This is a genomic window from Xenorhabdus sp. SGI240, assembly GCF_040081915.1.
Taxonomy (GTDB): domain Bacteria; phylum Pseudomonadota; class Gammaproteobacteria; order Enterobacterales; family Enterobacteriaceae; genus Xenorhabdus; species Xenorhabdus bakwenae.
Map to the genome: position 1 here is coordinate 201,131 of NZ_JBEBMB010000006.1, position 8,642 is coordinate 209,772.

At 43.8% G+C, this 8,642-nt stretch carries 6 protein-coding genes; 1 reads left to right on the plus strand and 5 read right to left on the minus strand.

Annotated features, from left to right (window positions below; translation table 11 throughout):
• Positions 1 to 28: 28 nt before the first annotated feature.
• Positions 29 to 4,009, minus strand: a complete 3,981-nt coding sequence (putA, locus tag ABLA76_RS02845; protein ID WP_348986777.1) for a trifunctional transcriptional regulator/proline dehydrogenase/L-glutamate gamma-semialdehyde dehydrogenase — start codon at positions 4,007 to 4,009, stop codon at positions 29 to 31.
• A 516-nt stretch (positions 4,010 to 4,525) separates the two neighbouring features.
• Here putA and putP point away from each other — a divergent pair.
• Entirely contained in the window at positions 4,526 to 6,010 is a 1,485-nt protein-coding gene (gene putP, locus ABLA76_RS02850; RefSeq protein ID WP_348986778.1) for a sodium/proline symporter PutP, read from the plus strand.
• A gap of 28 nt (positions 6,011 to 6,038) precedes the next feature.
• Here the strand turns inward: putP and ABLA76_RS02855 are convergent, their stop codons facing one another.
• From ABLA76_RS02855 to ABLA76_RS02870, 4 genes are all read right to left on the minus strand, one after another.
• Entirely contained in the window at positions 6,039 to 6,200 is a 162-nt protein-coding gene (locus ABLA76_RS02855) for a transposase domain-containing protein (RefSeq protein WP_348986779.1), read from the minus strand.
• 141 nt (positions 6,201 to 6,341) lie between these two features.
• On the minus strand, positions 6,342 to 7,151 hold the full coding sequence (locus ABLA76_RS02860; protein ID WP_348986780.1) for a hypothetical protein: 810 nt from the start codon (positions 7,149 to 7,151) through the stop codon (positions 6,342 to 6,344).
• Between the two features lie 101 nt (positions 7,152 to 7,252).
• On the minus strand, positions 7,253 to 7,597 hold the full coding sequence (locus tag ABLA76_RS02865) for a hypothetical protein (RefSeq protein WP_348986781.1): 345 nt from the start codon (positions 7,595 to 7,597) through the stop codon (positions 7,253 to 7,255).
• A gap of 210 nt (positions 7,598 to 7,807) precedes the next feature.
• Positions 7,808 to 8,642, minus strand: an 835-nt coding sequence (locus ABLA76_RS02870) for an IS30 family transposase (protein ID WP_348986782.1), incomplete at its 5' end; no start/stop codon positions are given.

Genomic DNA, 8,642 nt, shown 5'->3' on the forward strand with positions numbered 1-8,642 from the left:
CCCATTGTGTATTTAATCAATTGTGTATTTAACCAATGGTCATCAGGCTGGCATTACCGCCTGCGGCTGCCGTATTAACACTTAATGAACGTTCATGCAGTAAACGTTCTAGCAGTAAATGAGTTTCACCACGGGCAAAACCCTGTACGGAGATAATTGGCCCTTTACGCTGGGCAACCCCCTCACATACTCGGCGCAATTGGTCGCAATCGCCATGATAAATAACCGCTTCCATCGCTGTCTCTTCATTCTGCCAATCGTTAACCCAATGGATATGACGGTGAATTTCATTCGGTAACTGGCGTTGCAGCCCCTGATGCAGTTCGTCTTTCTCCCAAAGGGCCTGACAACCGACAGAAAGTACGGCGGCTAATTGCACCAATGCATCTTGTTCGTTATCTGCAAGGCAAAGAACATGACCGCGCGGCAGTAGGGTATAAGTATTGCGCTCTCCGGTTGGTCCCGGTAATAAGCGTATTGTTCCGCCTTGTGCGACTAAACTGTATTCTTGGATCACCTGGCCTAATGTTTCATTGTTCTGCTTGGTTGCCCAATCTGCCAGTTTGTAGAGAGGTGAGAGCAGGTCAATACGGGCTTTGGCATCAATCTCATACTCTGTATCCTGTCGCTCCAGGGTTTGGCTGGCGGCATTGAGAGGGCGTTGTGACAGCAAGCGATACAGATACAGCGGCCCACCGGCTTTTGGCCCTGTGCCTGACAACCCTTCGCCCCCAAATGGCTGCACGCCGACAACAGCACCGACTATATTACGATTGACATAGATGTTGCCGACTTTCGCTTTGCTGGTGACCTGGGCGATGGTCTCATCAATCCGGGTGTGGACTCCCAATGTTAAGCCATAACCCGTCGCGTTGATTTGATCCAGCAGTTTATCCAACGCATTATGTTTAAAACGAACAACATGCAGGACTGGCCCGAAAATTTCTTTCTTCAATTCATCGAAACTTTCCAACTCGATAAGCGTCGGTTTGACGAAAGTGCCTTGTGACCACGCCTGGCTATCGGTGGCATTTTCGTATGCCGCCTGATAAATAGCCCGACCTTTGGTACGCATGGTTTGGATATGACGTTCGATACCCGCTTTCGCTTCTGCATCAATGACGGGACCAATATCTGTGAATAAGTGCTCAGTATTCCCCATCCGGCATTCAGCCATCGCACCTTTCAGCATGGCGATAGTCCTTTCAGCGACATCCTCCTGAACACACAGGATACGCAGGGCAGAACAGCGCTGGCCCGCACTGTCAAAAGCCGAAGCGATGACATCGGTAACCACTTGCTCGGTTAACGCGGAAGAGTCGACGATCATGGCATTCAGGCCACCGGTTTCTGCGATCAACGGTGTCGGGCGCCCTTGTGCATCAAGACGGCCAGCAATATTGCGCTGCAACAAGCTGGCAACTTCGGTCGAGCCGGTAAACATCACACCGCGTACACGTTCATCACCAACCAATAGCGCGCCTACCGTTTCCCCTTGTCCGGGCAGTAATTGCAGCACTTCACGAGGAATACCCGCTTGGTGCAATATTTTGACCGCAACGGCGGCAATAAGTGGCGTCTGTTCTGCGGGTTTTGCCAGAACACTATTGCCTGCGGCCAGTGCAGCAGCGATTTGGCCGGTGAAAATTGCCAGCGGGAAGTTCCACGGACTGATACACACGACAGGTCCCAGTGGGCGGTGGGTATCATTGGCAAAGTCTTGGCGAACCTGGCTTGCGTAATAATGGAGAAAATCTACGGCTTCGCGCACTTCGGCAATCGCATTGTTGAATGTTTTACCCGCTTCACGAACCAGAATGCCGAGCAAAGATTGCAGGTCATTTTCCATCAACTCCGCTGCACGTACTAAAATTGCGGCCCGTTCTGAGGGGGGAGTGGCAAACCAAATTGTGCCAGCATCGGTAGCCATATCCAGCGCGTGGTTGACTTCTTGTTCAGTGGCTTCACGAACATAACCCACAATATCGGAATTTCTGGCGGGATTGGTCATCGGCTTAATGGCAGGCAGTTCTTCTGTCGGTTGGTAATCACCACCTAACAACGGTTCGCTGTTCCATGTTTCCATTGAAGAACTGAGTAGGGCACTGGAAAGAGAAGCTAAACGATGTTCATTGGAGAGATCTAGCCCTAATGAGTTAACACGGTTTTTGCCGTATAAATCACGTGGCAGAGGGATTTTAGGGTGTGGCAGGCCGATTTGCCCTTCAGTCTGTGCCAATTCCTGTACAACTTTTACCGGATCAGCGACCAATTCATCAATCGGCAGTGACGTATCGGCAATGCGATTAACAAACGAAGTATTCGCCCCATTTTCCAGTAAACGGCGCACCAGATAGGCCAGTAATGTTTCGTGTGTGCCTACCGGTGCGTAAATACGGCATGGGCGATTGAGTTTACCTTCTGAGATCTTACCGACAACTTGTTCATAAAGCGGCTCTCCCATGCCATGCAGACATTGGAACTCATATTGTCCGGGATAATAGTTTTGCCCAGCCAGATGATAAATGGCGGATAAAGTATGAGCGTTATGGGTAGCAAATTGTGGGTAGATCAGATTAGGGACAGCGAGCAGTTTGCGGGCACAGGCAAGGTAAGAAACGTCGGTATAGACCTTGCGGGTATAGACTGGATAGTCTTCCAAGCCATCGATTTGGGCACGTTTAATTTCACTATCCCAGTAAGCTCCTTTCACCAGCCGGATCATCAATCTGTGACGGCTGCGCTGTGCCAAATCAATAATACTGTCAATGACGAAGGGACAGCGTTTCTGGTAAGCCTGAATAACAAAACCAATGCCGTTCCAGCCTTCCAGTTTTGGTTCGAAACACAATTTTTCCAACAAATCGAGGGAGATTTCCAGACGATCAGCTTCTTCCGCATCAATATTGATACCGATATCATATTGGCGAGCCTGTAAGGTCAGGGAAAGCAGGCGAGGATAGAGTTCATCAATAACACGTTCGTACTGGGCGCGGCTGTAGCGCGGGTGCAGGGCAGAAAGTTTGATGGAAATGCCCGGTCCCTCATAAATACCCCGGCCATTTGATGCCTTGCCAATGGCGTGGATCGCTTGCTGATAAGAAACCATGTAGGCTTGCGCATCTTCTTCGGTTAAGGCGGCTTCGCCAAGCATATCATAAGAATAACGGAAGCCTTTTTCCTCCAGTTTACGAGCATTGGCAAGGGCTTGCGCGATGGTTTCTCCCGTCACAAATTGCTCTCCCATCAAGCGCATCGCCATATCCACACCCTTGCGTACCAACGGCTCGCCGCTTTTGCTGATAATACGGTTTAAGGATTTGGATAACTTGGCTTCATTATGGGTGGACACCAGCTTGCCCGTGAACAACAAACCCCACGTTGCAGCGTTGACAAACATGGAGGAACTTTGGCCTAAATGAGAATGCCAGTTGCCGTTGCTGATTTTATCGCGGATCAAGGCATCGCGGGTTGCTTTGTCGGGGATACGTAACAAAGCTTCGGCGAGGCACATCAATGCCACACCTTCTTGTGAAGAAAGTGAAAACTCTTGCAACAATCCCTGAACCAAACCTGAGCGGCCAATGCCCTGTTTTTGTTGACGCAGCTTTTCGGCAATAGAATAAGCGAGTTTGTGAGCTGCCTTCGCGTGTTCTTCTGATAGCTGTGCACGTTGCAGCAGCATAGGAACTGCTTGAATTTCGGGGAGGCGATAGGTCGCAGTAATTGCAGAACGTTTCACCGATTGGGGTAAAATATGTTCGGCAAAATCCAGAAAGGGTTGATAAGGCGCCTCAATCTGTGATTCTACTTCGGAAATCATTTCTTCTTTGTTATCCTGACCGGCTGATATTTCTGGGAGCTTTCCCTCATTTTCCAGACGTTCAAGATAATTAAAAATGGCTTGCTTAATTAGCCAGTGTGGTGTGCGTTCAATTCGTTGTGCTGCGGCTTTGATTCGATTACGCGTTGCTTCATCGAGCTTTACACCCATAGTGGTACTACCCATTTTCACTCCTTAATAGGTAAGACTATAACAAGTTACATAACAATATCTTTCATGTTGCAACTTTGTGCAACTTTGTTAAAAGCAATCATTCTAAATTTGTGAAATTAATCTTGTTTTCACTATTTCTTCAGTGAAACTTAGTATTGATTTTTATTTATTTTATTGATATTTATTGATTTTATTATGATTATTAAATTTCGGGTATAACCCGTTATTCAATTTCAGGTGCAACTTTCGGGGCGGTAAATGTGATTTGGCAAGCGTTTTTTATAAAAACACAGTTAATTAGTTGTTAAAAACGTTTTAACTAAATTAGGATAGAATGTAATTTTAAAATAATTACAAGCATAAATAGTACACATGAAAACTAATGACATCTTCAGGTACAACTTGTTACAGCCTGGTCAAGAAGATGAGGTATCACTTAAAGGTACTTCAAGCATAGATGACATTATTTACGCAAATAACACATTTGCAGAGACATAATTTATAAAAACACTATGGAGAAGAACCTGCATGACAGTAAATTCACCAATGCTCATTACCTTCATTATCTATATCGCAGGGATGTTGTTGATAGGTTTTATGGCTTATCGTTCCACCAAGAATTTTGATGATTACATATTGGGTGGACGGAGATTAGGTAGTGTGGTAACCGCATTATCTGCTGGCGCTTCTGATATGAGTGGCTGGTTATTGATGGGATTGCCGGGAGTGATCTTTTTCTCCGGTATTTCAGAAAGTTGGATCGCGTTGGGCTGTTTGCTGGGTGCGTATTTGAACTGGCGTTGGGTCGCGGGTAGGTTGCGTGTGCATACTGAGATAAATAATAACGCGTTAACTTTACCAGACTATTTCACCCATCGTTTTGAAGACCGGAGTAAAATCCTGCGTATTATCTCCGCTCTGGTTATCCTGATTTTCTTCACCATTTATTGTGCATCGGGTGTTGTAGCTGGTGGATTGTTGTTTGAAAACACGTTCGGCATCAGCTACGGAAAGGCTATCTGGCTAGGTGCATTGGCAACAATTGCCTATACCTTCCTTGGCGGCTTTTTGGCCGTGAGTTGGACGGATACGGTTCAGGCAACTTTGATGATTTTTGCCTTGATTTTGATGCCGGTGCTGATCCTGCTTAAAGTGGGCGGTGTTGGTACTGCAATCAATATCGTTGAAGCTAAAAACCCAGCTTACTTGGATATGTTCAAGGGGCTGAATATCATTGCCATTATTTCCCTGTTGGGCTGGGGATTTGGTTATTTTGGCCAACCGCATATTTTGGCGCGTTTTATGGCGGCAGATTCCCACCAGACTATTCATAAGGCTCGTCGTATTAGTATGACGTGGATGCTGTTGTGTTTAGGGGGAACTGTAGCAGTGGGTTTCTTTGGTATCGCGTATTTTGAATTATATCCAGGACAAGCTGCTGCTGTACTGCAAAACCGTGAGCGCATCTTTATAGAGTTGGCTGTCATTTTGTTCAATCCGTGGCTCACCGGCATATTGCTATCTGCTGTACTGGCTGCGGTTATGAGTACCTTAAGTTGTCAGCTATTGGTTTGTTCCAGTGCATTGACGGAAGATCTCTATAAAGCTTTTATCCGTACCAAGGCTAGCCAGAAAGAATTGGTATGGGTGGGGCGTATGATGGTACTGCTGGTAGCAACTATCGCGATTGTGATTGCAACTAACCCGAATAATAAGGTATTGGCACTGGCGAGTAATGCCTGGGCAGGATTTGGTGCATCATTTGGCCCTGTGGTACTGATGTCAGTACTCTGGAAACGTATGACCCGTAACGGTGCGCTGGCTGGCATGTTGGTGGGCGCTATCACTGTACTGGTTTGGATGGAATACCGCTGGTTTTCCCTGTATGAAATTATTCCGGGCTTTATCTTCGCGACGCTTGCCATTATTGTGGTGAGCTTACTAGGAAAAGCGCCAAGCCAAGCGACACAACAGCGTTTTGCTGATGCAGAAGCGCATTATAAGACTAAGTAATCCAATAAAATAAAAAGCCTCTGATTATTCAGGGGCGCACTGTTATATCCATCAATCCCCCGAGTTCAGCCGGTAACTTGCGCCGCCGAATACTGAATTTTTGTGTTGACTCAAGGGCTTGTTCAATCCACTTAAGCGGGATGGACTGCTGAAATGTCGATAATGACTCAGGAGCAGCAAATGTCTCCATAAAACCAAGTAACCAATGATTAAGTAAAAAAATACCCTCATAACCTAATAGTGAAGAGGGTATTTTGAACTAATCTGAGGATCGGTCAATCGATCTGAACAAGTAATTCCTTAACTGAATGGTGTTACCTTTCGGGCTGGTTTATATTTCTAGTGTAGCGGGGTCTACTCCTAATTTTTCCATTACTGCCTTAATCTCTTCATTATTTTTCAAATTATCTTCGCCGTACTTAGAGATAGCAGAAGATAAACATTTTTGATCAGTGGCATTGCATGTTTTAAAATCTTCTGTTGCTACAGAAGCAACCTTAACAAAAAGAATTATTTGTTTATCATACTCGCTTGCTTTACCTGGATTTTTTAAAGCATTATTTGCAGATGATACAAACTTATCAGTCAATTCATTTATGGCAACCGAAACGGGAGTACAATCCCTCACCGATGGAGACCCTATAATGACACTACTACCAACACAGGCGTATTTAACCTTTTGATTTTTATTTAGTTCAGCGGCAAGGTCTCTATATTTTTTAGAAAAATTGACATGCACTTTATTAAACATATCGCCTGTTTTTAATGTCACAACAGGAATATCGCCAAAGCTAGAATCGATTGAATCAATAATACCAGAGACAATAATTTTTTTACCTTTGTAGATCTTATCACCTCTGGCTTCATTGTCTGCGTAGACTTTTTGCATTTCTCTGGCTGATACAGCTAAATACTCTGTATCTAACTGTGAACTACCTCCATCAACGCTGGTTTCCACTTCATCGTGAATCATCTCTTTGGCGGCTTGTAATTCATTTTCGGTCAACTTAATTGCTTTTTTCGATGATATTGCCGCAGAGGAGTTGCTACTTGATGATTTACTTTCATCATTTCCTGCAATGAAGACTATAACGATAAGAACAACAAATACTATCCCTACCCATTTCAATACGTTTTTCATTTATATATCCACATACATTAAGTTATCTAACGTCAAGTTTTTTTGTTTTTTATACAAATATTGTGTAATTATCAACCCTATTGTTAAGGGGTATTTTGTAATTAACCCGCTGTAACGGTTTCTTTTTTACTTGCTTTTTTCTTAAAAATCACTGAGATAATAATTGCCAATACAAAAAGAACGATATGAAAGCCAACATAGAACCAATAAAGCCCTACACCATCGCCACCATCGCTGTGTATTGAGGCAGCCGTCACCATGAGGCTTGGAGATAAAAAAGCCGTGGAAATGATGTTCATACCAAATGTGACACCAGATAATGTTGGGCTTTTATAAAATGACATTAGAGCAAGAACACTACAGAACATAGCGATAAATACGCCACCAACTGGAATAAAGATAGATAAAGCAGCAAATACAAGAGCAATAATAGATAATGCTTTCATTTTTAAACATCCCTAATTAAGGTGCCAAAATGTTCAGAAGCCTACCACTGAAAGGCTGGGCTGATTCCCCATTACTGGGTATTATATTCACCACCATCTCGGCATTGTTAAATTTTATTCATATTCGCTTTATTTAAGCGATATATCTTCGGAGCTGGTTCTGACACCAATCACAATAGTACTTGAATTCACATATTAAGTGCAACATCGTTATAAACGAAGTAAATGAGTTTTTGTCCCTTTAAATATCTCCTCCGGTGTACTATAACCACGTGTTTTTCGTGGCCGCTTATTTAAGCTGTTTGCCGCGAGATTTATCTCCAACTCTGATACCTTATTAAAATCGGTTCCTTTTGGAAAGTATTCCCTGATTAATCCATTCGTATTCTCATTTATACCCCTCTCCCAAGGTGAGTAAGGATGAGCAAAATAAATTTTTGCCCCTAAATTTTTACTGATAAGTTCATGTTCGGCAAATTCGAGGTCATTGTAAAAGGTAATGGTTTTAACTTTCTGTTTTAAAAGTGATAAGTGTCTTGTTATCGCTTTTGTGACTGCTTCTGCTGTTTTATTCTCAAGCTTAATGATAATGGTAAATAGCGATTTTCGTTCAACTAAGGTCAGCAGTACACTTTTATGATCTTTTCCAACGAGGGTATCTCCTTCCCAATCGCCAAGGCGTTGTCTTTTGTCCACGATTTTAGGGCGTTTCTCAATACTGACTCTGTTTTTGATTTTTCCTCTACGCTCATAGCTGCCATAGCGTTTACGATAAGGTTTTTTAGCAATTCTGAGGTGCTGCCATAAATCACCACCATGACATTTACCCTGATAAATCAATCGATAAACCGTTTCATGATGCAAAGAAATGATATTTTCTTTTTTGAGATAACCTACCGTTTGTTCAGGACTCAACCCTTTCCAAATTAACGGCTTAATCAACGTCTTTATCTTCAATGTCACTTTGATGACTTTTACGGCGGAATGACGGCGCTCCAATGCGTTACACTGAGCCTGTTGAGGGCAGTATCCCTGTGCTGCCTGA

Coding starts and splice junctions, on each gene's coding strand:
- putA (WP_348986777.1), bottom strand. CDS start 4,009: ATGGGTAGTACCACTATGGGTGTAAAGCTCGATGAAGCAACGCGTAAT.
- putP (WP_348986778.1), top strand. CDS start 4,526: ATGACAGTAAATTCACCAATGCTCATTACCTTCATTATCTATATCGCA.
- ABLA76_RS02855 (WP_348986779.1), bottom strand. CDS start 6,200: ATGGAGACATTTGCTGCTCCTGAGTCATTATCGACATTTCAGCAGTCC.
- ABLA76_RS02860 (WP_348986780.1), bottom strand. CDS start 7,151: ATGAAAAACGTATTGAAATGGGTAGGGATAGTATTTGTTGTTCTTATC.
- ABLA76_RS02865 (WP_348986781.1), bottom strand. CDS start 7,597: ATGAAAGCATTATCTATTATTGCTCTTGTATTTGCTGCTTTATCTATC.